This window comes from Cupriavidus basilensis (genome assembly GCF_000832305.1).
Classification (GTDB): domain Bacteria; phylum Pseudomonadota; class Gammaproteobacteria; order Burkholderiales; family Burkholderiaceae; genus Cupriavidus; species Cupriavidus basilensis_F.
The window spans coordinates 558,911-582,289 of record NZ_CP010537.1; the positions used below are offsets into that span (position 1 = coordinate 558,911).

Here is a 23,379-nt window from a genome sequence, read left to right on the forward strand (position 1 = left end):
AAAGCGGGTATGCTTTGCCGGTGGCCAACTTTCCTGCATCCCCATGTCGAAAGTCCGCAAAACCGCCATTCCGCCCGCTGCGCTCTGCGTCCTGGCGCTTGCCTTGTCCGGCTGCATTTCCCATTACCGGGTCGAGACCGGCACGCCCGCCGCCCGCATCCGGCTGGTGACCAACACGGACGACAACACGACTTTCAACGTGGTGGACGCCACCCGGTGCCCGAAGCCACCCAAGCCGCTCCTGCTGGGCGGCACGGGCAAGCAACTGCCCGCGATGGGCACGGAGCGCGACCTGGCCATGGTGGGGATATCGCCGGAGCCGCCCGGCCGCACGCGTGAGCGGTGGCTGGTGGCTGGCCAGCGCATCTACCTGACGGCAGCGGCGGTTGCCGCTGGCGAGCAGCCCTATCGGTGCGCGGTGGGGGTTTCCTTTGTGCCGCTGCCAGGCTGGCAGTACGAGTTGCGCTACCAGCGCGACGCGGCGGCGAAGAGCTGCACCGGGCAGGTGCTGCGGCTGGCCGGCAAGGACGGCCGCGAGATCGAGCCGCAGCCGGATCCCACGCAACTGGTCTTTCGCGGGTTCGAGGCCGATGCCGTCTGCGCGGCGCGGGGTCCTTAGGGCTTGGCGGCCTGCGCGGCCGGCATGAGGCCCACATAGGGCGCATCGGTCAGCGTGCGCAGGAACGCCACGAGATCGTCGATCTCCGCTTCGGTCATGGCCGGCGCGGTCCCTGCGCGCCGGTTCATCGGCGTCGAGTTGATATTGATGTTGCCCCGATACGCCGCCGGCACGTCATCGAAGGTCTTGCCGCCGTGATACCACTTGCCCGGGTCGGTCGAGCGCGTGTTGTAGAAGGCCACGGCATCGCGCAGCGTGGTGAACACGCCGTTGTGCATGAAGCTCTGGCGCACCGCGACATTGCGCAGGCCGGGCGTGCGGATGTACCCGCACCATTGCTCCGGCTCGGGCCAGCGCAGGCGGCGGGCGGTGTCGCACAGGCCATTGTCGAAGCGCCTGGGATCGCGGTTGGCGGCTAGCGCCCGGTTGCGGGGCACGGCAATCGCGTCATAGCCAAAATCCGTGAACAGCGATCGCTCCGGCCGGCTGGCGGTGTCCGAGAGCGTGTGGCAGGTCATGCAGTTGCCCTTGTCCGGGTTCTTGAACAAGGCCAGGCCGCGGGCTTGCGCTGGCGCCAGCGGCGTGCGATGGCGCAGGTAATCGTCAAAGCGGGAGCTGAACGGCGCCATCTCATCGCTCTGCAGGTAGGCCTCCAGCGCTTTGCCGAGCGCCAGCAGCATTTGCTCGGGATCGGTCTGCACGGCGGGGCCGAAGCGCGCCGCCAGCGCGGGCGCCAGCTCCGTCGCCTTGACCTTGCGCAGCAGGCTGGCCGGCGTTGCGTTGTTCATCTCGTTGGGATCGAGCAAGGGGCCGCGCGCCTGTTCGGCAAGCGTATCGGCGCGCCCGTCGGCGAACAGGCCGCCGAAAGGCGAGGCGTAGGGCGCGTCGTCGTCCTGGTAGAAGTGCCGGCGCGGGATGTAGCGCACGTACAGCAGCGAGGGCGCGTTGCGCAGGCTGAAGCGGCCGGGCCGGCTGCCCTGGGGCACGTGCGGGCCTGCCAGCGACGCGGGCGATAGCGTCGGCGCGAAGGCGCGCGCGGGGTCGTGGCACCCGGCGCAGGACATGCCGCGCGGCTCGGACAGGCGCGCATCGAAGAAGATGCGCTTGCCCAGCGCGGCCAGTGCCGGGTCGGGGCGGAACACGGCGGCGGTGGGGTCGACCTTGGCGGCGACCTTGGGCGTGCCCTTGCCGATGGTGTCCACCACGCTGGCGGGTGGGGCGCCGGGCATCAGCACCATCCCCGGCGCGGGCGCTGCAAGCGCCGCGCCGCCAGTGCCAGCCGCAAGACAGATGGCGGCAAGGGTGGCGCTGGCGGCGCGCATGGCCCCGGTCACGGCGCCAGGAAGCCGGTCTTGTCGCAAGCCAGCGTATTGGAGGTTTGCACGCAGGTCGCCATCAGCTTGCCGGCCACGCTATACGCCTTGAAGGTCCAGCCGGTGGCGGGCGACGCATTGCGCTCCATCATCAGGAAGCCAAAGCTTGCGCTGTGCGTGATCTTGTCGATCACGGTGCCGGGCGCGGGAATCGTGCCGGGCGGCAGCGGATCGGGCAGCGCTACGTCCAGGTTGTCGCCGCCGTTGCCCGACACGATGGTGGCCGGGTGGCTGGAGGCAAAGTTGATGGCCTGGAAGTCATGCACGTGGCCGTGCAGCGCCACTTGCACGCCGGGCGGGTAGTAGGCCTGGGCGTTGGCATTGCTCATGACCGATTGCAGGGCCAGGTTGCCCGGCGCCGGGTTGCTGCCCGCCACCGGCGCAAAGGCCAGGATGGGATGGTGGTTGGTGAACATCGTGGTGGTCATGCCCGGCTTGGCGGCCAGCCAGCCTACCGTCTGGAACTGCTTCTGGTAAGCGATGAACTGCGGGTCGGAGGTTGGCAGCGCGGCCTTGCCGGCCTTGGCCGAGTCGAACACGATGACCTGCGAGCCGGTGCCAAGCGCAACCGCATAGGGCTCGGAGTAGTTCGCGTTGCTGTCGTTGGCGGGGTCGTTGCAGGAGCGCGCGTCCGAGTACGGGCGCGGATCGAGGAAGCGGAACCAGCCCTGGCCGGCACGGGCGCATTCTTCATGGTTGCCGCGCACGACCACCCACGGCGCCTTGGCCATCAGTGGGGCGGCGGGCTTGAAGAGGTCGGCCTGCCAGGTATCCCAGCCATAGCCCCACGGCGTGCCCTGGCAGCCGGCGATGTCGGGCGGGCAGAGGTTTTCGCGGTAGTGGTAGTCGCCGATATGCAGCACCAGGTCCGGGTTCATGCCGGCGGCGGTAGTGGCCAGCGCGGCAAACGGCCAGGCGGTGCCATCGCTGCAAGGCTGGTAGGCGTTATCCGCTTTCTTCAGGCGGCAGCCGGTATCGGCCAGCACCAGCACGCGTTGCGGCTGGGCCTTGGGCAGCGGCAGCGTCTGGCCCGCCACGCTGGCGGCGGCGCCGGCCGGCAGCGTGGCTTCGCACACGGAGACCGGGAAATCAGACGGTTTGGAGTCGGCTGCGGCGCTGGCGGTGGTGCGCTGCGCCATGGTGCCGGCGCCCGTGCGCAGCGTCATGCGCTGCTGCACGCCATCGACGGTCAGCAGCGGGCAAAGCGAATTCGAAGGCAACGCGCTGCCTGCCACGACGGCCGGCGCGGCGTAGTTGGTGATGACGCGTGCAATGGCCTGGTTGCTGTCGCCGATCTCGACCCACGCGGCCTGGATGTTGGCGCTGGCGCTGGGTGCATCGCCGGATGGCGTGACCGGCGTGACCGGCGCGGTGGCCACGGCGGCTGGCGCCGCGTCCGTGCTGTCGCTGCCGCAGCCGTGCAGCACGGCGGCCGCGGCCAGCATGGCGAGGACAGCGCCAGCGCCCAGGCGCATGGCGGGGCCGGCGTGCCGGTTGGCGTTGTGGTTATCCATCCTTATATCTCCCTGTTATCCCTGATTGCGAGGCGGAAATATACGGATGTGATGTTTCGGTACGATGAATGTTATGTGTCAGCCTCACCGGCGAGGCGTTCCTTTGGTCTTGCGGGCAGCGCGCGGCGCGGCGCGGATGGCTTCGGCGGCGGCCAGTTGCAGCTCGCGTGGCAGCGCGGTGATGGCCGAGACGAAGAAGCGGCGCTCCGCCGCGCGCAGCTTGCCGAGCAGCCCGGCCAGGCGCTCCACGGTGGCAAACGCGGCAGCCGTGGCACCGTGCTCGAAGGCTTGGAACCAGCTGGCCTCCAGCAGCAGGTTGGCGAGTGGCAGGGCACCGTAATGCACGTGGCCGCTGTCGTGCTCGTCAAGCGCGAAGCTGGCCAGCGACGACCAGCTGATAAAGCCCTTGGCCCGCGCAAAGGGCGCATGGAAGGGACGCAGCGCGTCCACCGCTTCATCCAGCAGCAGCGGCTGTTGCGCGCGAAACGCCTTGAGCGTCCCGCCGCCGTCCTGCGCGCAGTTGCCGCGCGCAATGCGCAGCAGGAAGATGATGTTCCACGCCGAGCCGCCGCCCACGCCAAAGCGGTCGCAGATCCATTCCGACAAGCCCAGCCAGCGCACGGCCTGGCGCTGCACCTGGCCCGCGGGCCATGCGCGCCGGGGATCGATCAGTGCGTGGTTCCAGAACAGCCACAGGCAGAGCCCGAGGTTGGCCGCCACGTGCTGCGCGGCATCCACCGAGTCCGCCTCATAGGCTGCCTGCAGGGCGCCGGAGAAGCCTGCCACGGCCGCTTCAGCCGCTTGCCGCGCCGCCTCTGGCTGCGTTGCCATGTCGCGGATCGCCACCGTCTTGTGGACCAGCGCACCGAGGTTGAGGGTCTCGAAACGCACGCGCGGGTTGTAGCGCACCACGGGCTGCAGCGCCGGATCGGCGCCGAGGCCTTCCAGTTCCGCCTGCGCCGCCTCCATCTGGTTGCCTGCATAGCGCTCCCAGGCCCGCACCACGCGCGCCATGGCGGCGAAGGTGGGCACCGCCGTGTCCACGGTGCCGGTGCCCACGATGCGGTCAAAGCGCTGGAGCGCCGCGCGGCTGCGCGCAAGGTCGTCGCCGCGCCGCCAGGCCAGGCTCTCCTTGAGCAGCGCGAAGGCGTGCTGGAAATCGTCGGTGGCGCAGCGCTGCGCTGCGCGCAGGGCATCCGCTACGCCGTTGCTGGCACCACCACCCGCAACGCCCACGCCGTCCTGCATGCCGCGCATGGCTTGCGTGAGATGGCTCCAGTAGCTGATGTCGCGCATCACGTAGTCAACCGCGGGGTGGGCCGCGTCCGCCTGGCGGGCGGCGTGCTTCGCGCAGGCAGTGCCCAGCCCCACGAAGCGCGCCAATGCCGCATCGCCAGCGCTGCGGCCATCCACGGTGAAGCGCACGCGCTTGGCCGCCGCCGGCTCGATCCAGAACGGCCCGCGGCTGCGGCGCGCCGGGTTGAGACCCGCGATGCCCTGGCCCCGGTCCGGTCCCCACCCCACCGGCACGCCCCAGCGTGCGAAGTCGGCAAAGGCGCGCGAGACCATCATGCGGATATTGGCGGCATCGGGGAAGCGGGTTTGCAAATGCACCGCCGGCAAGCTGGCCCCGCGGTTGCGCGCGGCCGCGCAGACGGCGGCGAGCAGCCACAGGCTCTGGTAGCGCGCGGGCTCGCCGTTGACGAGATAGGGGGCGGATAGCTCAATGGCAAGGGCGGGCTGGCGCATGCGGGACGGTTGTGTGTGGGACGTTGATGCAGGACGTTAATGCAGGACGTTAATGCAGGACGTTGAGGCGGGTCTTTGCAGCGGCACTTTTTAGCAACAACTTGCAGCGGGACGTGTGGGAATTGTGCCATCGGCGCGTGCACCGAGGGTGCCATGTTACGCAGGTTACAGCCAGCGGGCTTGGCGTCATGCCGCCGCGCTTCTATGCTCCGTTTCGTGCGCCGACCTGGCCGGCCAGATCGATCGCGCTCATAAAAAAACACGGAGGTCATCTTGAAGCCAATCGCCATCTTTGCCGCGCTCTGCGCGGCGCTGTCCTTTTCAGCCGCCCATGCCGAGCTGACGTGCACGGTTCTTGCGGACGCCGGTAGCGGCAAGGTGCTCAAGCAAGAGGGCACCTGCAACCAGCGCGTGACCGCGGCATCGACATTCAAGGTCCCGCTCAGCCTGATGGGCTTCGACGCAGGGCTGCTGGCGGATGAGCACGCGCCAGCCATGCCGTATCGCGAGGCGTATCGTGAGAGCAACCCGTCCAAGCGCGTCACCACGGACCCGCAGAGCTGGATGAAGACCTCGGTCGTGTGGTACTCGCAGCAGTTGACGCAACAGCTTGGCCAGGCGCGCCTCGGGCGGTACATCAGTGCGTTCCAGTACGGCAATGGCGATATCTCTGGCGACCCCGGCAAGCACAACGGACTGACGCGCTCGTGGCTTAGCTCGTCGCTGAAGATCTCTGCGCTGGAGCAGGTTGCGTTTTTGCAAAAGGTGGTCAATCGCCAATTGCCCGTGACCGCGCATGCCTATGACATGACAAGCCGGATCATGGCGCTCGGCGAGTTGCCGAACGGATGGGCCGTCTACGGCAAGACGGGCACCGGCGCCCCGCGCCTGGCCAATGGCGCCGAGGACTGGAGCCACGGCTATGGATGGTTTGTCGGCTGGGCGGCGAAGGATGGCCGGAACGTTGTCTTTGCGCGCCTGATCCAGGATGAGAAAAACGAGCCTGTCAGCGCAGGATTGCGCGCGCGCGATGCGTTCCTGCAGGCGTTGCCGGGACTGTTGGGATCGCTCTGATGCAGCCACTCAATCAGCCACTCAATAAGTCACTCAATCACAGGAAAAGACCAATGACACATTCTCCCGTTCGCCGCACGCTGCTGCTCGCCGCCGCGACGGTCCCCTTCGCCGCCGCCTGCACTTCGTGGGCTGGCAGGACCGAAGGGAGCGTCGCGGCGCAAGACCGCCTGGCCGCGCTCGAACTTGCAGCAGGCGGGCGCCTTGGCATCGCTGCGCTGAACACCGCCAATGGCGCGCGGCTCAGTCACCGCGCCAATGAACGGTTTGCGCTGTGCAGCACATTCAAGGTGATCGCCGCATCCGCCGTCCTGCAGCGCAGCGCAACGCAGGCCGGGCTGCTGCAACGGCGCATTACCTACAAGAAGGACGAACTGGTCGCGTACTCGCCGATCACAGAGAAGCACGTCGGCGGTGGCCTGACGGTCGCCGAATTGTGTGCGGCCGCCCTTCAGTACAGCGACAACACGGCCGCCAACCTGCTGATGAAGCTGCTCGGTGGCCCTGCCGCTGTGGCCGCGTTTGCCCGCACGATCGGCGACGACCAGTTCCGGCTCGACCGCTGGGAGACCGAGCTCAACACCGCGCTGCCTGGTGACCCGCGCGATACGTCGACCCCCGCTGCCATGGCCGCTAGCCTGCAACGGCTCACGCTGGGCGATGCGCTGGGCGGGGTAGAGCGCGAACAGCTGGTGGCATGGATGCGCGGCAATACCACTGGCGCCACGCGGATCCGCGCCGGCGTGCCGGTGGACTGGCAGGTGGCGGACAAGACGGGCACCGGCGACTACGGCACGGCCAACGACATCGGAGTGGCATGGCCGCCCGGAAAGCCGCCCATCGTGCTGGCGATCTATTTCACGCAACCCGGCAAGGACACCGCCTATCGCAACGACGTGCTGGCCTCCGCCGCGCGGATCGCGGCCGAGGCGCTAAGCTAGGACTGGCTCGCCGCCGCGAAGGTCAGGCCGGATTTGCCGAGGTACTTGGCCAACCGGTCGCTGTCGTTGCTGCTGCCCTTGCCCAGCCGCAATACGGCAAACTACGGCAAACAGCGTGCGCCCGGCCTCGGCCTGGCTCTTGCTCCGGCGGCACACGCTCAACACATAGTCGAGCTGCACCAGGTCGAACGGGTCCGTGGCAGCCCGCACGGCGGGATCCGGGATGGCCTGCACCTGGCCCTGCATCTGGTCCTGCATCTGGCCTTGCGCTAACGCCTGCTGAGCGCCGTCCTGCCACGAGTCGCTCAGCCGCGCGATTTCCGCGTCCACGACGCTGGCATCGATGCGGCCGCTGTCGGCCAGCGTCATCATGCGCGTCACCGATGCGGCGAGGCCGCGGAAGTTGCCGCGCCAGGAACGACCTGCCGGTGCCGGTCGGGCCGATTAGCAGCACCACGCGCTCGACCTCGCCGATCGTCTGGTTGAAGGCGGCGTTGCGGGTGGCAATGCCGGATTTGAGCAACGACACCGCATCCTGCTGCTCGCGCGAGAAGCGCGCGGCCAGCTGGTCGTAGCGGGACAGGTCCAGATCGATGGCGGCGTAGCGGCCTGGCTGGCCGCTGGCCTGCCGCAAGGGCGGCGAGGTCTGCAACAGGCAGGCCGGCAGGTAGCGCGCCTCGGTCAGCAGGAACAGGCAGATCTGTGCCACGTGGGTGCCGGTGGTGATGTGCACCCAGTACTACTGTGCCGCATTGTCCTACGCTTACAGCACCGGTTCCACAACCCATAGTCGCCCACCTTATTTGGTATCTTGCTGGCCAACGCCAGCGTAGTCCCGCTGCAAGGCAAAGAGAGATGAAGACATGAGCAAGGAGAATTACGACGTATTCCTGTCCGGCACCGGCCGCCCGGTCAAGATGTGGACCCATGGCGTGCCCGTCGATGACGGCGCGCGCGCGCAGCTCGCCAACACCGCGCAGATGCCGTTCATCTTCAAGCATCTGGCCGTGATGCCGGACGTACACCTGGGCAAAGGTTCCACCATCGGCTCGGTGATTCCCACACGCGGCGCCATCATCCCGGCGGCGGTGGGCGTGGATATCGGTTGCGGCATGATCGCCGTCAAGACCACGCTAACCGCCAGCGACCTGCCCGATAGCCTCGGCCCGCTGCGCAGCGCCATCGAGAAAGCGGTGCCGCACGGCCGCTCCAGCAACCGCAGCGGCCGCGACAAGGGCGCCTGGGGCGCGGTGCCGGATGCGGTGGATGCGAGCTGGGCCGCGCTGGCAGGTGGCTTCGAGCGCATCACGCGGAAGTACCCGAAGCTGGCGCGCACCAACAACCGCAATCACCTGGGCACGCTGGGCACCGGCAACCACTTTATCGAGGTCTGCCTGGATGAGAGCCAGTCAGTCTGGTTCATGCTGCACTCGGGCTCGCGCGGGGTGGGCAATGCCATCGGCAACACCTTTATCGAGCTGGCGCAAGCGGATATGCGCCGGCACTTCATCAACCTGCCCGACCGCGACCTGGCCTACCTGGTGGAAGGCAGCGAGCACTATGAAGACTACGTGTTCGCGGTGGAGTGGGCGCAGCAGTACGCGCGCCGCAACCGCGAGACGATGATGGCCAACGTGCTGGACGCCGCGCGCGCTGTGATCGGCAAGCCCTTTGCCACGGAGATGGAGGCGGTGAACTGCCACCATAACTACGTGCAGAAGGAGCGCCACTTCGGCGAAGACGTGCTGATCACCCGCAAGGGCGCGGTCAGCGCCAAGGCCGGCGAGCTTGGCATCATCCCGGGCTCGATGGGCGCGCGTTCCTACATCGTGCGAGGCAAGGGCAATGCGGAATCGTTTTGCTCCTGCAGCCACGGTGCGGGCCGCACCATGAGCCGCTCCGAAGCCAAGCGCCGGTTCTCGGTGGAAGACCAGCGACTGGCCACGCAAGGCGTCGAGTGCCGCAAGGATGCCGAAGTCATCGATGAGATCCCGATGGCCTACAAGGACATCGACGCGGTGATGGCGGCGCAGTCCGACCTGGTCGAGATCGTCCACACGCTCAAGCAGGTGGTGTGCGTGAAGGGTTGAAGGCAGCAAACGCCGTCGCCGGGGACGAACCTGTCCCTGGCATCGCAACAAGAACAGGAGGGGCAACGCTGCATTCGCCCGTTGCGTCCCGCGGCCGTGTGCGCTCAGCGCGGCGCCGTGCCCCGCATCTGTCCGGGCGGCAACAGGTTCCACTCGAGAATGGCGATGAATCCGCCCGTGCAGGAGACGACGAAGCGCTCGCCATCGACATGGTCTACCACGCCCGGCGGCAGGTTATGCGGTTCGCGCCAGGTGTGGGCGTCGATGACGTGGACCACTTTGCCGTTGATGCGCGCCAGGCATTCATGGCGCCCGAAGGCGCGCAGCATCGCGTTAATGCGCTCGGGCGTCAGGGAAAAGTCGAGCGTACGGTCGGCGTCGGTCCAGAAGGGGATGTAGGAGCCCGCGCCCTGCGGCACGGCGTTCTTCCACAGGGCATCGAGATTGAAGGCCACTTCGTGGGCCAGGCGCGACGTGGCGCGCTGCACCTTCAGATCGAGGCTTTCATGCGTTTCGTCGGGGGCAACGTCGAACTGGCGCTGGGCCAGGATGTCGCCCTGATCGAAATCCTTGCTGATCTTGTGGCAGCTTACGCCCCAGGTGGCCAGACCGTCCAGGATGGCCCGTGGCAGCGGATAGGGTCCGCGGCCCACCGGCAATGGCGAGGGGTGGAAATTGATGGCCATCGGGATTCGCGAGGCCCAGTCTCCGATGCGCCACGCGTAGCTCGCCACCACCAGCAAGTCGCACCCGAGATCGCGCAGGCCGTCGAGTGAGTGGTCATTCATGGGGGAGAGCTGGATGTCGATCTTGCGGGCTTGCGCGCGGTCCAGGATGGCGTCGGTGCGATGCATGCGCCCGTCGACGCGGGCGGTGAACAGTTTCACCGGTTCCCATCCGTGCTGGACGAAGGCATCGAAGACGCCAACATAACGGTCGGATGCGGTGATGGCGAAGCGTTTTGGCGTGGCGGGTACCGCCACGGGTTGCGCGGCGGCGGGGCCGAAGCTGGCACTTGCACTGGTGTCGAGGGAGGCAGGGAGGGGGCTCAACGATCGATTCCTGAATCGTCGGGCGGCCCTGCTTGTAGCAAATGGATGCCGCTTCAGCATGAAGCGAAGCAAAAGGACCCTGGCTGGAACCGCGGCCGCCGACACGTCACTGTACGGCACCGCCGCGCAACGCTGCCAGCATCTATTTGAAACGGATTCTTAAAGCTCCGGGCGGGTCCGCCGAGACCTGACCCTCACCGCCCAAACTGCCCCAACACCGTTGCCACCGTACTCAACCCGCCCTCGATCAGCCGCGCCATGAAGGTGCTCATCTGCGGCATGATCAGCATCATCAACAGGAGGCCGCCGCCCAGCGTGACCGGGAAGCCGACCGCGAAGATCGACAGTTGCGGGGATGCGCGGTTCAGGATGCCCATGGCGAGGTTGAGCGTGAGCAGCGCGGCGATCAGTGGCAGGGCCAGCAGCAGCCCCGAGGAGAACACGGTGGCGCCGGAGGCGGCCACCGCCGCCCAGCCGGCGCCGGTGAGGGGCTGGGCGGCGATGGGCAGGCTGGCGAAGCTATCGGCGATGGTGGCCAGCAGCATCAGGTGGCCGTCCATGGCCAGGAACATCAGCATGGCGACCACATTGAGAAAGCGCGCCAGCACCATGGTCTGGCCGCCGGCGGAGCGGTCGTAGAAGGAGGCGAACGACAGGCCCATCTGCAGGCCGATGGTTTCGCCGGCGAATTGCACGGCGGAGAACACCAGCCGCATGCTGAATCCCATCGCCAGCCCGATACCTACCTCGTTGAGGATGATCAGGAAGCCTTCCAGCGAGTACACCGGCACCAGCGGCAGGTGGCCGATGGTGGGCGAGATGATCACCGCCATCAGGGCCGCCAGGCCGACCTTGGCGCGTCTCGGGATGGTCGACTCGCCAAACAGCGGGGCGGTGCCGATCAGGGCCAGCAGGCGGAACAAGGGCCAGAGGAAGGCGGCGATCCAGGCGTAGAGCTGGGCGGAGGTGACGGAGAGCACGGCGGCTGTTGCGGCTGTTGCGGCGGATACGGCTGTTGCGGCGATTGCGGCGTTAGATGTCGCTCAGCGCGGCCAGGCGCGACGCCTGGCTTGTCCGGCGCATGGGGCGCATCGCACGCATCGGACTCAATGCACCAGGGCGGGAATGCCCTGGAACACTTCGCGCATGTAGTCGACAAAGGTGTTGATCATCCACGGGCCGGCCAGCACCATGGTGGCGAACAGAGCCAGCAGCTTGGGGATGAAGGACAGCGTCATTTCATTGATCTGCGTGGCGGCCTGGAACAGGCTCACCACCAGGCCAGCCACCAGCGCCACCAGCAGCAGCGGCGCGGACAGCATCAGGGTCATTTTCATCGCCTGGGTGGCGATGCTCATTACGGTTTCCGGCGTCATGGCGAAGGCCTCGGGTGGGGCTAGCGCCCCGTGATCAGTTCAGGAAGCTCTGCGCCAGCGAGCCCAGCAGCAATTGCCAACCGTCCACCAGCACGAACAGCATCAGCTTGAACGGCAGCGCGATGGTGGCCGGCGGCACCATCATCATGCCCATCGCCATCAGCACGCTGGCTACCACCAGGTCGATGATCAGGAAGGGGATAAAGACGGTAAAGCCGATCTGGAACGCGGTCTTGAGCTCGCTGGTGACAAAGGCGGGCACCAGGATGTGCATCTGCACGTCTTCGGGGCCCTGCATCTCGGGCACCTTGGCCATCTGGGCAAACAGCGCCAGGTCCTTCTCGCGGGTCTGCTTGAGCATGAAGGTCTTGAGCGGCGCGGCGGCCTTGGCGGCGGCGTCTTCCAGGCTGAGCTTGTTCTCGGACAGCGGCTTGTAGGCGTCGGTGTAGATGCGGTCGAACACCGGCGACATGACAAAGAAGGTCAGGAACAGCGACAGTCCCACCAGCACCTGGTTGGGCGGGGAACTGGCCGTGCCCAGCGCATTGCGCAGCAGCCCCAGCACGATGATGATGCGGGTGAAGCCCGTCATCATCAGCATGGCCGCAGGCAGGAACGACAGCGAGGTGAGCAGGACCAGCGTCTGTACCGACAGCGACCAGGTCTGGCTGCCGCCCGGGCCGGCCTTGCTGGTCAGGCCGGGCAATGCCTGCGCGTGGGCCATGGCAGGCAACAGCACCAGCGCAAGGCAGGCGCTCACCAGCAATGCCGCGAGCGCAAGCCGGGAGGGTTGGCTGGCGCATTCGCGCACGGACCGGAGGTGGCGTTGCAGGTGGTGTTGCAAAGTGCGCCGGGAGGCGTCAGGCAGGAAATTCATGACTTCAGGTTGTCTTGCATGGCACGCAGCAGCTTTTGTCCAAAGCTGCCGGCCGGCCCCGGGGTTGCCGTGCTGCCGCAGGGGTGGTCCGGCTTGTGCGCGGCTTGCGCGGGCAAAGTGTGGAGCGTGCGAATCTCGCCGGCGCTCACGCCCAGCACCAGGCAGGTGTCGCCCACTTCCACCATCACCAGGCGCTGGCGGGGCCCGAGCATGGTGCTGCCCACTACCTTCATCTGGCCGCCTTGGCCATGCCGGACCAGGCCGGCGCGGCGCGCCAGCCAGGCCAGCAGCAGGATCAGGGCGATGACGGCAAACAGGCCGAGGCCGGCTTGCGCCAGCCCCGTTGCGCTGCTGACCGGGACATGGCTGCCGGCCCCGGCGTTGCTGGCGATCGTACCGGTACCGGCCGGGCTGGCCGCCGTGGCACTGGCTTGCGCGTACGCGCTCGCCGCATGCGCCAGGCCCACGCCGGCGGCAAGCGCAGCGTGGGCGGTCCGGCGCGGTCCGGCTTTCATCGGTTGAGCTTCCGGATGCGTTCGGACGGCGTGATGATGTCGGTCAGGCGGATGCCGAACTTATCGTTCACCACGACGACTTCGCCCTGGGCGATCAGGTAGCCGTTGACCAGCACATCCATCGGCTCGCCGGCCAGGCCGTCGAGCTCCACCACCGAGCCCTGGGCCAGCTGCAGCAGCGTCTTGATCGGCACCTTGGTGCGACCAAGCTCTACCGTGAGCTGGACCGGGATATCGAGAATCATCTCGATATCGTTGTGGAAGCCGCTCGGCGTTTCCTTCTCCAGCGGCTGGAAGACCTTGGAGGCGGCCGGTGTGGCTGTGGCTGGCGTGGCGGCGACAGCCTGGGCAGGCGCGGCGGCAGCGGCGAGATCCTCGGCGCTGGTCTGCTCCGCCAGGGCGCTGGCCCAGTCGTCCATCGGGTCGGCCGGCTTGTCGTCTTTGCCGTCAGTCATGGTCGGTTTCCTTGTTGGAATCGATTTCTTGGTGATTGATCATCCGTTCTACGCGCAGCGCATACTGGCCGTTCATGGTGCCAAAGCCGGCCTGCAGCACGGGTACGCCATCGACCTTGCCGAAGACCTGCTCGGGCAGCTCGATGGGGAGTACGTCGCCGACGCGCAGCGCCAGCACTTCGGCTACGGTGCTTTCCACGTGGGCAAATTCGGCCACCAGATCCACCTCCGCCGAGCGAATCTGCTGCGACAGCTGGGAGATCCAGCGTTTGTCTACTTCAACCTCGTCCTGCAGCGGGTTCATCAGCAGGTCGCGCACCGGCTCGATCATCGAGTACGGGAAGCAGACGTGCAGCTGGCCACCCACCGCGCCAAGCTCGATATGGAAGGCGGTGGTCACCACCACCTCGCTGAGCATGGCGATGTTGGCAAACTTCGTGTGCATTTCCGAGCGGATATATTCCAGCTCGATCGGATGTACGGCATTCCAGGCCTGGCCGTAGCTGTTGAGCGCAAGGTCCAGCAGGCGCCGGATGATGCGCTGCTCGGTCTGGGTAAAGTCGCGGCCTTCCACGCGGGTGTGGAAGCGCCCGTCGCCACCGAACAGGTTGTCGACCACCAGGAACACCAGGTTGGGGTCGAACACGAACAGCGACGTGCCGCGCAGCGGCTTCATGTGCACCAGGTTCAGGTTGGTCGGCACCGGCAGGTTGCGCACGAAGTCGCCGTACTTCTCGATCCGCACCGAGCCCACCGAGATGTCGGCGCCGCGGCGGATGAAGTTGAACAGCTGGGTGCGAAGCTGGCGGGCAAAGCGCTCGTTGATGATTTCGAGCGTGTGCAGCCGGCCGCGCACGATGCGCTCTTGCGTGGCCAGGTTGTACGGGCGCACGCCATCCTCGGAGACCGGCGCGGCGACCGCGGGCGTATCGGTCTCGCCTGACACGCCTTTCAGTAATTCGTCTACCTCGTCCTGCGAGAGAAACTTGTCGTAGGCCATCTAGTGTCCTGCCCCTTGAGTGCCGTGATGAATGAAAGCGACCATGCACCGATCAGCCCGCGCGCTGGCGTTGGCGCGCGCGCTGTGAGACAGGCAAGGAAAACAAGGACGCATTCATATCGGAGTTGCTGGTGGGGCAGGGCAAAGCGCTTACTGCACCACGAAGGAAGTAAATAGGACGTCCAGGATCTGCTGCTTGGGCAGGTTGGGCGCGAACGGCTGGCTGATGACGTTCTGGATTTCCTGGGCCAGCTTGCGCTTGCCGTCCACCGTCGCCAGATCGGGCGGTTGCTTGGCCGACAGCAGCAGCAAGATGCGGCTGCGGACTTCCGGCAGGTACTCGGTGATGCGCGCCTGGTCCTTCGCGTTCGCCACCTTGAGCGACAAACCGGTATGCAGGAAGCGGTCGCCGTCATCGCTCTTCAGATTGACGGTAAATGCTTCCAGCGGCACAAAAATCGGCGGCGGTACAACCGGAGCGGCAGGCGCGGCCGGTTGGCGGTTGCTCAGGATGTTGCCCAGAAAAAAGCCCCCGGCACCCAGCGCCGCGACGAGCACGACGCCGAGCACCAGCAGCAGTCGCCCGCGCTTGCTCGTGTTGCCGTCAGCCTGGGAAGAAGTGAGCGTATTCGCCATGAGATGCCTGTATCGGAATGCCTTGCCATTCTTGAGGGAATGACCGGCAAGCAAAGGGCCGAAAAAAAGGGTGAAACCCGCTCAGCTTGGCCCTTTGAGCCGAACAGGTCTTGTCATCCGAGCTACGCGGATGGTCTTACAGGGGTTAACGAATGACGGGCACGGAACTTGAGTGGATGTTTGACTAAAAGCCGCACCGGGTACCGGATAGCGGGCGACGGACCAGGAAGCCGCGATGATTTGCCGGGTTGGCGAGCGGGGGGCAGGCAGGCGCGGGTGGCCGCCAAGGGCATGGCGCTGGCGCTGGCGATGCCACCGTCACTTGTCGCGCCGCGTTGCTAAGTCGTTGATTGGTTTGTGGATTTAGTCCGCCAGTGGGACGGTGCGGAGAACCGCGCGACGCCGCGGACTGGCGCCACGCCGCGCCTGGCGGGCCGTAGGAGCTGGCTGCGGACCGCGAAGTCCGCATTCCCGGGCCGACCCATTCGCGAGTGGCGCTACCTGTCCGAGGCAGTGCAAAAATATGCATCTAAGTGCATATTTTGGAGGTGGGTAATACGTTGTGCGCCTCGCCATCCAGGGCATCGTTCCGAAAACGCCGCTTCCCGCTGTCTTGTGAAAAAAAACACGAAAATGCGAAGCGTTGGTCTGCTGGGAGGGGCGCGGTGGCGATCGGGGAGGGCCCGAGCCGGCGTCGCCGCGGCTCGGGCGTCCGCAGCTTTGCGCTTCCTGATCCAGTTCCTGCAGCGGTTGAAGGCACTCCCAGAGGTCCCGACCGTGGCCGAAAGCGGGCTGCCGAACTACGACGTAACGCTCAGGTACGGCCTGATCGGACCCAAAGGGATGCCGGCGGATGTGGTGAAGCGACTGAATACGGAGGTGAACCGTATTCTCGCCATGCCTGAGACCGCGACGAAGTTCTCTACAGATGGCGCGGCGCCCGCAGGTGGCACGCCGCAGCAGTTTGGGGGATTGATCTCGCGAGAAGTCACAGCCTGGACCGGGATCGTCACGAAGCTTGGCGTAAAGCCGGACTGACGAAGGAAGCAGGAGGCGGGCCCCCCCGGGGAACCCCCGGGAACGCGCCCGCTATAACTCTCAGTCAGAATCCATATTGGATATCGCGTTGCCCTCTCGGTACAGTTGTCTGGCGTTTTCACGGTGTCTGATCGCCCTCCAACCGAAGAGGTAGTTATGCAAGTGGATTGTCAGAAGGCGTCGCACGACAAGCTGTCGGTGCCGGTGCAGCGTTACGATGTTCGTCGCGATGACGAGATCTCCATTGAGGTATATGCGACAGGGACGGGCCCCGTCGTTGTTCTGTTGCCGTCCCTTGGCCGTGGTGCGACGGATATGCTCGAACTTGCTGAGCCGTTGGTGGATGCCGGCTATCGTGTGCTCTGTCCGGAACCTCGGGGGAACGCTCGGAGCACCGGTCCCATCGAGAATAAGAGCCTCCACGATTGGGCTGGCGATATTGCCGCCGTTATCGAACACGCCGGTCAGGCTCCGGTGGTGATAGTCGGGCACGCCCACGGAAACTGGATTGCTCGGACAACCGCAAGTGACTATCCCCACCTGGTCAGCTCACTGGTGTTGCTCGCAGGCTCTGCGGGCAAGGTGCCTCGCGGGGTCGATGCACTGCCTATTCCTGCCGAGATTCGTGCAAAGATCGAGCAGTGTGCAGACCTGACCCTTCCTGACGAAGTTCGTCTCGACAGCCTGAGGGCGGTCTTTTTTGCGCCGGGCAACGATCCGACCAGTTGGTTGACGGGTTGGAACACCGAATTGATGACGATGCAGACATTGGCCCAGAAGCGGACGCCAGTAGACGACTTCTTTGCCGGCGGTGGAAAGCCTATCTTCAACGTTCAGGCTGAGTATGACGTCATCGCGCCTCAGCGGTACGCGAATGTCCTCAGCGAGTATCTGGGCGAACAGGTCACGAATCACACGATTCGCAATGCGGCCCATGCGTTGTTGCCGGAGCGCCTGGATGAAGTTGCCGAGGCAATGATTGCCTACCTTAAATTGCCCACCATAAGGAACGGCGCGTAGTGGCTGAGAGCCTGGCGACCCCAGTCAGCTGACAATTGGCTCACGCATGACGGTACCCAGGACCTTGCGGACGAGTTCCCCTGGTCCTTGCTCGCGCCAGATGGCATAGAGCTGAATATGCCCGGCGGTCTCGCCTATTTCCCGAAAGACGACGCCGGGCATCCCTGCCCGCGCGTACGAACGCGGTACGAGCGCTACCCCTAAACCAAGTCTCACCATCTGGAAGGTCGTCAGCGGATTGCGCGCTGTATGCGCAATGGTAGGGCTGAATCCCGCGTCAAGGCACGATGCAATCATGGCATCGAACAGCGCTGGCGCGTGGTCGCGGGAGAAGGCCACCAGAGGCATTTCCTCCAGGTCCCTTATTGTCAGGTCCGACTTCGTCGTGAACTCGTGTCCCTCTGGCACGACGATCGAAAAATGTTCAGTGAAAATCGGGGCTTTTCCGAGGCCCGCTCGCGTAGGAACCGAGTGCACGACGCCGACATCGAGTTTCCCTTGCATGACTGCGTGCACCTGGTCAGCCGATCCCATGTCCGTTACGGCGATATGCAGTCCCGGAAAGCTCTCAGCCATACGCTTCAGGATTGTCGGGAGCACGTGGTAAATACCGGAGGTAACCATGCCAATCTGAAGCGTACCAATGTCGCCCGCCGCGGTGCGGCGTGCGGTGGATACGGCAACCCGCACCTGTTCCAGGACGGAGCGACAGTCGGATTGAAAGGCGCGGCCGGCGTCGGTGAGCCTGACTTCCCTGCGATTGCGGGTGAGCAGCTCTACGCCAATCTCGTCCTCCAGAGCCTTGATCTGCTGAGACAGTGGAGGTTGCGACATATGCAGTCGCACCGCAGCTTTGCTGAAGTTGAGTTCGTCAGCAACGGTGACGAAGTAGAGCAATTGGCGCAGTTCCATCCCGCTTCCCTTGTGTTTCGTGGCGTAAGGATAGCTCGAAGTGCAGCGTGGAGATGCTAGGGAAGACGTGGAGCGTAGCTGATTCGTCAGCCCTATAACTCATGGAGGCAATCGGTATTGGACGCTTGGCAGGGCGAATCTTAAAGTGGCTTGCATGCGCAGCCGGTGGTCAGTACCGGCGAGAAGCGTAAGAACACTTAGGAGGAGACTGCCATGAAGGTATCTGGACTTAACGCGCGACGTGCCGCCATCGGCCTGGCTGGTGCACTGTCGATGGCAATCGGCCTGCCTTCGCATGCGGCAGGGGACTACCCGAATCGGCCCATCAAGATGGTGATTCCCTATACCCCCGGCGGTTCCATCGATACGGTTGGCCGGCTGGTCGCCGCGCAACTGCAGCGTCAGATGGGGCAGCCTATTGTTGTGGAGAATCGCCCAGGCGCGTCGGGGATGATCGGCTCGGAAGCCGTTGCCAAGGCCCAGTCGGACGGCTATACGCTCCTCTTCAACGCGTCCAGCCAAGTCTATCTTCCTCTGGTTGCCAAGAACGCACCGTATGACGCCATCAAGGACTACACCCCGATTGGACAGATTGGCCACGTGCCGCTGCTGGTGGTGGCGAATACCAATGTTCCGGCGAACTCGCTGCGCGAGCTCGTGCAGCTGGCCAAGGCCAAGCCAAGAACCTACGCCTGGGCGACTTCGGGGCTGGGGACGACCAGCCATCTCACTGAAGAGATGATCCGCCACTCGTTCAAGCTCGATATGGAGATTGTTTCCTACAAAGGGGCGGTTCCACAGCTCAACGATGTCATGGGAGGCCATGTAACAGCTGCGGTTTCGCCGATGCCTGGCGTATATCCGTTCGTCAAGGGCGGGCGTTTGAAGGTCCTCGCGGTTACCAGTGGCAAGCGGATTCCCCAACTGCCTGATGTCCCGACTGTGGCGGAGAGCGGGCTGCCAGGCTTTGAGTTGCTGTCATGGTACGGAATCTGGGGCCCGGCTAATCTGCCGGCTGAGATCACACAACGCCTTTCACGAGAAGTCAACAAGGCCGTCCAGGATCCGGCGATGAAGGCGCGATTCGCGGATATGTCGTTCGAGACCGTGCAATCGACGCCGGAGCAGTTCAAGGCATTGATCAGCTCCGACATCACCAAGGTGTCCGCCATCGTCAAGGCAGCAAACATCCAGATTGATTGAGACGAGACGACTATGAATTTCAACGGGCCGGATGTGGAAATGACAGCGGCGCTTGCATCCTGGATTGCGAACGTCAGAAATGACGACCTGCCGCTGGAGGTGAGAGAGGCCGTTGGCTTGCTGTCTCTCGACACCTTCGGGGCGGGACTCACCGGCCATGATGAGCCGTGGTCGAAAGCCATCGCCGACTGGGCAGCCGAGGGCAGCCAGGTGCCACGTGTGAAGGGCGCGCGCGCCTGGGGAAGTCAGAGCGTGACATATCGGGCAGCTGATGCAGCCCTGGTAAATGGCGCAGCGGCGCATGCGTATGAATTGGATGACTTTCACAATGCAAAGGTCCATCTTGGTGCCGTCGTGTTGCCGGCGGTCTTCGCTTTGGCAGAGGAGCACCACGTAGCGCCTGGGCGGGTGGAGACCGCCATCGCCGTCGGTTACGAGACGATGATCCGCTGTTCACTTGCGCTGCAGCCGGCGCTTGCACGTATGAAGGGGTGGCACATGACGGCCGTGTGCGCGCCCTTAGGCGCCGCAGCGGCTTCGGCGGTCATGCTGGGCCTCGACGCCCAGCGTACGGCGTGGGCGCTGGGACTTGCCGGCACCCAATCTGGCGGGCTCTTCGCATTTGCATGCGATGGCTCGGATTCGAAGCGCTTCCATCCGGGGCGCGGTGCTCATGCAGGGGTCATGGCTGCGGAACTCGCGGCACGAGGGCTTACGGGTCCGGGAAAACTGTTCGAGACCGAAGATGGAGGGTGGTTGAAGGCATTCTCGGATGATCCCAGGCCGGACGAAATCCTGAACGGGTTGGGCCGGGAATGGCGCATGCCACGAACCAACTTCAAGCCATATGCCTGCTGTGGGAGCGCGCACTCTCATGTGGATTGCGCGCTTCAGCTGAGGGAAGAGTGGTCCCGCCAGGGGAAAATCAAGGTCGGCATGCCCACTGTCGTGGACGTGCAGTGCGGCTACAGGTACGAGCCGGGAAGCGTGCTCAACGCCCAGATGAGCGGACGCTACAGCCTCGCCGTGGCTCTGATCGATGGGCAGGTCCTGCCTGCACAGTTTGGCGACAAGCGGCTGTCTGACCCGGAGGTTGTCGCACTTGCAAATGCAATGGAAATCGTCCGCGATCCTCAGCTTGATGCGCTGTATCCGGCGAGCTTCTGCGGATGGGTGGAGCTTGAGTCGCGAGATGGCAAGCGAGTACGGGCGGAACAAACCAATCCGTCCGGCTCAGCGGAGAATCTTGCGCGCCCGGCAGCCATTCGCGCAAAGTTCAGGGCATTGACAGAGTCTGTCTTGTCACCGGGGCAGGCAGACGAGCTAACCGCCGCGTTTGGAAAGCTAAGCACGACTTGCGTCAAGGACATTCTCACCTTGGCCGTTCGTCGGAACTAAGCTACTGAGCTGTCCACGTCTGGAACTCCAAGTGCCTTCAAGGCTCGCAGCAGTACCGGTGACTGGTTCGCGGGGTTCCAGATTGCAGAGTATTCCGCCACGGCTGAGACATCGTTTAGCTCCCTCAGTGCAACGCCTGGCAACGAAGCCTTCGCAAGCGTGGCAGGGACCAGAGCGAAACCTCGTCCCAAGCCTACGAGGCTGACCACGGAAAGCAGATGCTTGGCGTAGTGGCGGATGTGGGGACTGAATCCGGCTTGCATGCACGTGGCGGTAACGAGATCGAAGTAAGCAGGCGCGCTGTCACGTGGAATTGCGACGAAAGGGACATCCGCGAGCTGGAAAAGGTCGATCTTCTTGCGTTTTGACGCAGGGTGGTCGTCCGGTAGCGCTGCAACCAGGCGTTCTTTATGAACGACGTGTGCGCGCAACTCAGCAGGCGGTGTTCCTATTTGGGCGAACCCGAGATCAATGCGGTCGCGTTGCAATGCGTCGACTTGCTCGGCCGTGCTGATTTCTTCCCAGGTCAGGTCAATCTCGCTGATGTCTTTTTCGAACTTTCGGACGATGTTCTCGATGTTCATGTAGAGCACAGCCGCGACGAAACCGATGCGGAGGTGGCCGATGTCACCGTGTTCCGCCTTCTTGACCGCTTCCACCGTCGCATCAAGCTGGTTCAGCATGCGGCGTGCTTCGCGCACCAGCGCGGAGCCAGCTGGTGTCAGTTTCACGGTACGCCGATTGCGGTCGAAGAGTTGCACGCCCAAGTCTTCCTCCAACTGCTGGATGTGCTTCGTCAGGGGCGGCTGGGATATCGCAAGCCGTTGCGCGGCGCGGCCGAAATGGAGTTCTTCGGCTAGCACGAGAAAGAGGCGGAGGGTACGGAGTTCGAGCATTTCGGGTGCTGCCGCGTTGCAGCAACGCGGCGTCGATGGGTCTCACTTATTCTAATCGGGAATTAGTCTCTTCCGAAATATGTATTGGACGCTATCGATTCGTCGACCCAGAATACAGCCATCAAATCAAGAATGAAACGGAGACAAGCCTTACCCGGCGGCACATCGATGATGGCGTCCGGGGCGGTGTTCCGGTTCATTGTCACCTCGGAACACATGCACACCATGGAACGTCTCCAGCCGCTCAAACCTGAAGAACTGTCGCCCGAACAGCGCGAGGTGTACGACGCCATTGCTTCCGGTCCGCGTGGCCAAGTACGTGGCCCGCTGGCCATGTGGCTGCACCGCGCCGGACTTGCCAGCCGAGCCCAGGCACTTGGACAGTATTGCCGTTACGACTCCTCGCTGCCTCCTCGGCTTTCCGAGCTTGCCATTCTCGTGATGGCCCGAACCTGGATGGCCGAGTTTGAGTGGTGGGCCCACAAGCCTATCGCGCTGAAGGCGGGCGTGTCATCCGAGGTAGTCGAAGCGATTCGCGTTGGCAAGACGCCGGAGTTTTCGCTCCCGGATGAAGCCGTCGTCTACGACTTCATTAATGAACTCCACGCTACGCGCAATGTCTCGGATGCGCTCTATCAACGTGCGCTCGACGTCCTTGGCAAGGAGAGGGTCGTAGACCTGGTGGGTGTGGCCGGGTATTACACCCTGATCTCCATGACCATCAATGTGTTTGGCGTCGTGCCGCCTGACGGGAGCGCGCCGGAGCTCCAGAAAGCCTGACGGCTTGCGTTCCAATCAACTTCGTTTGCGAATCAAGAGATAGAGGTATCAAGAATGGCTGGTCGTCTGGAAGGAAAGGTCGTCATCGTTACCGGTGCAGGTTGCGTCGGTCCGGGCTGGGGTAATGGTCGTGCGGTTGCTGTGCGTTTTGCGGAAGAAGGCGCGAAGGTATTCGCGGTGGACAAGAACCAGGACCCGATGGTGGAAACCCTGGACCGTCTGGCGGCAGTCGGTGGCGAGTTTGCATCGCATCTCTGCGATGTGACTGACTCGGCCGCCGTTGGCGCAATGGTCGAGGCCTGTGTTGAACGATTTGGCCGCGTGGATATCCTGGTCAACAATGTTGGCGGGTCTGCGAAGGGCGGGCCGGTTCAGCTGAGCGAAGAAGACTGGGACCGTCAGCTTAACTTCAACCTGAAGAGCGTTTTCCTGACTTGCAAGCACGTGCTGCCGCACATGGAAAAACAGGGTAGCGGCGCCATCGTGAATACGGCGTCAACGTCCGGTATCCGCTGGACTGGTTCCGCTCAAGTGGGGTATGCATCGGCCAAGGCTGCCATCATCCAGTTCTCACGCGTGGTCGCCGTCGAGTACGCGAAGAAGAACGTTCGCGTGAACACGGTGGTTCCTGGTCAGATGCATACGCCGATGGTCGAGGCGCGCCTGGCAGGTCAGCGTGCGGGTGGCGATGTCGATACGCTGCTCGCGCAACGTCAGGCTCGCATTCCTCTTGGCTTCATGGGCGATGGCCGCGACACGGCGAACGCTGCACTCTTCCTGGCTTCGGACGAGGCTCGGTTCGTCACCGGTACTGAGATTGTCGTTGACGGCGGCATGAGCGTTCGCTGCGACTAACCCTGA

General features: G+C 64.6%; 24 protein-coding genes and 1 pseudogene. 10 read left to right on the forward strand and 15 right to left on the reverse strand.

Annotated features, from left to right (window positions below; translation table 11 throughout):
* The first annotated feature begins 43 nt into the window (after positions 1-43).
* Positions 44-619, forward strand: a complete 576-nt coding sequence (locus RR42_RS23305) for a hypothetical protein (RefSeq protein ID WP_043353402.1) — start codon at positions 44-46, stop codon at positions 617-619.
* Here RR42_RS23305 and RR42_RS23310 read toward each other — a convergent pair.
* From RR42_RS23310 to RR42_RS23320, 3 genes are all read right to left on the reverse strand, one after another.
* Positions 616-1,941 carry a cytochrome-c peroxidase gene (locus tag RR42_RS23310; protein ID WP_052494881.1) on the reverse strand — a complete coding sequence of 442 codons (1,326 nt, stop codon included), beginning with the start codon at positions 1,939-1,941 and terminating at the stop codon, positions 616-618. The two genes, RR42_RS23305 and RR42_RS23310, sit on opposite strands and share 4 nt — an antisense overlap.
* A gap of 8 nt (positions 1,942-1,949) precedes the next feature.
* Complete coding sequence (locus tag RR42_RS23315; protein WP_043353404.1) at positions 1,950-3,506, reverse strand: metallophosphoesterase family protein; 1,557 nt, start codon at positions 3,504-3,506, stop codon at positions 1,950-1,952.
* An 84-nt stretch (positions 3,507-3,590) separates the two neighbouring features.
* Positions 3,591-5,255: a hypothetical protein gene (locus tag RR42_RS23320; RefSeq protein ID WP_043353405.1), complete on the reverse strand. Its 1,665-nt coding sequence runs from the start codon at positions 5,253-5,255 to the stop codon at positions 3,591-3,593.
* Between the two features lie 273 nt (positions 5,256-5,528).
* Between RR42_RS23320 and blaOXA the strand changes: the two genes are divergently transcribed.
* The gene (gene blaOXA / locus RR42_RS23325) at positions 5,529-6,329 is read left to right on the forward strand and encodes a class D beta-lactamase (protein ID WP_052494882.1); all 801 of its coding nucleotides are present in this window, start codon (positions 5,529-5,531) and stop codon (positions 6,327-6,329) included.
* Positions 6,330-6,382: 53 nt separating this feature from the next.
* Positions 6,383-7,270, forward strand: a complete 888-nt coding sequence (gene bla / locus RR42_RS23330; RefSeq protein ID WP_043353406.1) for a class A beta-lactamase — start codon at positions 6,383-6,385, stop codon at positions 7,268-7,270.
* Here bla and RR42_RS41205 read toward each other — a convergent pair.
* Together RR42_RS41205 and RR42_RS41770 are read right to left on the reverse strand one after the other, a co-directional pair.
* On the reverse strand, positions 7,262-7,642 hold the full coding sequence (locus RR42_RS41205; protein ID WP_043353407.1) for a hypothetical protein: 381 nt from the start codon (positions 7,640-7,642) through the stop codon (positions 7,262-7,264). The two genes, bla and RR42_RS41205, sit on opposite strands and share 9 nt — an antisense overlap.
* A 148-nt stretch (positions 7,643-7,790) precedes the next feature.
* Positions 7,791-8,003, reverse strand: a pseudogene (locus tag RR42_RS41770) (RNA repair transcriptional activator RtcR family protein); the annotation flags it as partial.
* Between the two features lie 130 nt (positions 8,004-8,133).
* On the opposite strand from RR42_RS41770, the gene RR42_RS23340 reads away from it, so the two are divergent.
* The gene (locus RR42_RS23340; protein WP_043353408.1) at positions 8,134-9,360 is read left to right on the forward strand and encodes an RtcB family protein; all 1,227 of its coding nucleotides are present in this window, start codon (positions 8,134-8,136) and stop codon (positions 9,358-9,360) included.
* 104 nt (positions 9,361-9,464) lie between these two features.
* On the opposite strand, the gene RR42_RS23345 is transcribed toward RR42_RS23340, so the two are convergent.
* The 8 genes from RR42_RS23345 to fliL form a co-directional block, all read right to left on the reverse strand.
* Positions 9,465-10,412 (reverse strand): methionyl-tRNA formyltransferase, encoded by a 948-nt coding sequence (locus tag RR42_RS23345; protein ID WP_052494883.1) that lies wholly within the window; start codon positions 10,410-10,412, stop codon positions 9,465-9,467.
* Between the two features lie 194 nt (positions 10,413-10,606).
* Positions 10,607-11,392 carry a flagellar biosynthetic protein FliR gene (fliR, locus tag RR42_RS23350; RefSeq protein ID WP_043353409.1) on the reverse strand — a complete coding sequence of 262 codons (786 nt, stop codon included), beginning with the start codon at positions 11,390-11,392 and terminating at the stop codon, positions 10,607-10,609.
* A gap of 126 nt (positions 11,393-11,518) precedes the next feature.
* Positions 11,519-11,788: a flagellar biosynthesis protein FliQ gene (gene fliQ / locus RR42_RS23355; protein ID WP_043353410.1), complete on the reverse strand. Its 270-nt coding sequence runs from the start codon at positions 11,786-11,788 to the stop codon at positions 11,519-11,521.
* A gap of 34 nt (positions 11,789-11,822) precedes the next feature.
* Positions 11,823-12,512 carry a flagellar type III secretion system pore protein FliP gene (gene fliP / locus RR42_RS23360; protein ID WP_173430752.1) on the reverse strand — a complete coding sequence of 230 codons (690 nt, stop codon included), beginning with the start codon at positions 12,510-12,512 and terminating at the stop codon, positions 11,823-11,825.
* A 149-nt stretch (positions 12,513-12,661) separates the two neighbouring features.
* Positions 12,662-13,180 carry a flagellar biosynthetic protein FliO gene (fliO, locus tag RR42_RS23365; RefSeq protein ID WP_052494884.1) on the reverse strand — a complete coding sequence of 173 codons (519 nt, stop codon included), beginning with the start codon at positions 13,178-13,180 and terminating at the stop codon, positions 12,662-12,664.
* Entirely contained in the window at positions 13,177-13,635 is a 459-nt protein-coding gene (gene fliN, locus RR42_RS23370) for a flagellar motor switch protein FliN (protein ID WP_043353414.1), read from the reverse strand. The genes fliO and fliN overlap by 4 nt, the downstream gene beginning before the upstream one ends.
* On the reverse strand, positions 13,628-14,635 hold the full coding sequence (gene fliM, locus RR42_RS23375; protein ID WP_043353416.1) for a flagellar motor switch protein FliM: 1,008 nt from the start codon (positions 14,633-14,635) through the stop codon (positions 13,628-13,630). The genes fliN and fliM overlap by 8 nt, the downstream gene beginning before the upstream one ends.
* A 150-nt stretch (positions 14,636-14,785) precedes the next feature.
* Positions 14,786-15,271, reverse strand: coding sequence for a flagellar basal body-associated protein FliL (gene fliL / locus RR42_RS23380; protein ID WP_043353421.1), 486 nt, complete (start codon positions 15,269-15,271; stop codon positions 14,786-14,788).
* Positions 15,272-15,991: 720 nt separating this feature from the next.
* On the opposite strand from fliL, the gene RR42_RS23385 reads away from it, so the two are divergent.
* Together RR42_RS23385 and RR42_RS23390 are read left to right on the forward strand one after the other, a co-directional pair.
* Positions 15,992-16,309: a tripartite tricarboxylate transporter substrate-binding protein gene (locus tag RR42_RS23385; RefSeq protein WP_052494885.1), complete on the forward strand. Its 318-nt coding sequence runs from the start codon at positions 15,992-15,994 to the stop codon at positions 16,307-16,309.
* A 156-nt stretch (positions 16,310-16,465) separates the two neighbouring features.
* Positions 16,466-17,329, forward strand: coding sequence for an alpha/beta fold hydrolase (locus tag RR42_RS23390; RefSeq protein WP_043353426.1), 864 nt, complete (start codon positions 16,466-16,468; stop codon positions 17,327-17,329).
* A 24-nt stretch (positions 17,330-17,353) separates the two neighbouring features.
* Here RR42_RS23390 and RR42_RS23395 read toward each other — a convergent pair whose 3' ends face one another.
* Positions 17,354-18,241, reverse strand: coding sequence for a LysR family transcriptional regulator (locus RR42_RS23395; RefSeq protein ID WP_043353428.1), 888 nt, complete (start codon positions 18,239-18,241; stop codon positions 17,354-17,356).
* Positions 18,242-18,454: 213 nt separating this feature from the next.
* Between RR42_RS23395 and RR42_RS23400 the strand changes: the two genes are divergently transcribed.
* Together RR42_RS23400 and RR42_RS37845 are read left to right on the forward strand one after the other, a co-directional pair.
* Entirely contained in the window at positions 18,455-19,444 is a 990-nt protein-coding gene (locus RR42_RS23400) for a Bug family tripartite tricarboxylate transporter substrate binding protein (RefSeq protein WP_043353432.1), read from the forward strand.
* A gap of 12 nt (positions 19,445-19,456) precedes the next feature.
* Positions 19,457-20,842 (forward strand): MmgE/PrpD family protein, encoded by a 1,386-nt coding sequence (locus RR42_RS37845; RefSeq protein ID WP_052494886.1) that lies wholly within the window; start codon positions 19,457-19,459, stop codon positions 20,840-20,842.
* Here the strand turns inward: RR42_RS37845 and RR42_RS23410 are convergent.
* Positions 20,839-21,738, reverse strand: coding sequence for a LysR family transcriptional regulator (locus RR42_RS23410; protein ID WP_043353433.1), 900 nt, complete (start codon positions 21,736-21,738; stop codon positions 20,839-20,841). The genes RR42_RS37845 and RR42_RS23410 overlap by 4 nt on opposite strands.
* Positions 21,739-21,822: 84 nt before the next feature.
* Here RR42_RS23410 and RR42_RS23415 point away from each other — a divergent pair, with 84 nt between their 5' ends.
* Both RR42_RS23415 and RR42_RS23420 read left to right on the forward strand, forming a co-directional pair.
* Positions 21,823-22,518 carry a carboxymuconolactone decarboxylase family protein gene (locus RR42_RS23415; protein ID WP_419188907.1) on the forward strand — a complete coding sequence of 232 codons (696 nt, stop codon included), beginning with the start codon at positions 21,823-21,825 and terminating at the stop codon, positions 22,516-22,518.
* 54 nt (positions 22,519-22,572) lie between these two features.
* A complete protein-coding gene (locus RR42_RS23420; protein ID WP_043353436.1) occupies positions 22,573-23,373 on the forward strand; it encodes an SDR family NAD(P)-dependent oxidoreductase in 801 nt (266 codons plus the stop codon).
* Positions 23,374-23,379: the final 6 nt, after the last annotated feature.